Source organism: Streptomyces sp. bgisy159 (genome assembly GCF_057707805.1).
In genome coordinates, this window is record NZ_JBYIQX010000131.1 from 1 (window position 1) to 777 (window position 777).

At 70.5% G+C, this 777-nt stretch carries 1 pseudogene; it reads left to right on the forward strand.

Going from position 1 to position 777, the window contains the following annotated elements:
* Positions 1–44: 44 nt before the first annotated feature.
* A pseudogene (locus tag AC3ET3_RS36125) lies at positions 45–777 on the forward strand (IS5 family transposase); the annotation flags it as partial.

The following is a 777-nucleotide window of genomic DNA, read 5'->3' on the forward strand; positions in this document are numbered from 1 at the left end:
AACTGTCCGATGCCGAGTGGGAGTTCGTCCGGCCACTGCTGCCTGTGCCCTTGCGGGGCCGGAGGCGGTTGGACGACCGAAGGGTCCTCAACGGGATCGTGTGGAAGTTCCGCACCGGCACCGCCTGGCGGGATGTACCCGAGCGGTACGGGCCGTGGCAGACGCTGCACACCCGCTTCCGCCGGTGGGCCCTGGACGGGACCTTCGAGCGGATGCTGCGGGCCGCGCAGGCAAAGGCGGACGCGGCCGGGGACATCGACTGGCTGGTGTCGGTCGACTCCACCGTCGTGCGAGCCCACCAGCACGCCGCCGGGGCCCGAAAAGGGGGCTCTGCCCACCGGCACTCGGACGCTCCCGGGGCGGCCTGACCAGCAAAATCCACCTTGCCTGCGACGCCTTCGGCCGCCCGCTCGCCTTCGTGGTCACGGGCGGGAACACCAACGACTGCACGCAGTTCACCGCCGTGATGGACGCGATACGAGTGCCCCGCATCGGCCCAGGACGGCCCCGCATCAGGCCCGCCCACGTCCTGGGCGACAAGGGCTACAGCTCCAAAGCCATCCGCACCTGGCTGCGACGGCGCGGTATCAGCCACACCATCCCCGAGCGGTCCGACCAGGTCCGCAACCGGCTCCGGCGCGGCAGCCGGGGCGGACGCCCGCCAGCCTTCGACAAGCAGCTCTACAAGCGCCGCAACGTGGTGGAGCGGTGTTTCAACCGCCTCAAGCAGTGGCGCGGCATCGCAACCCGCTACGACAAGACCGCCGAGTCCTACCA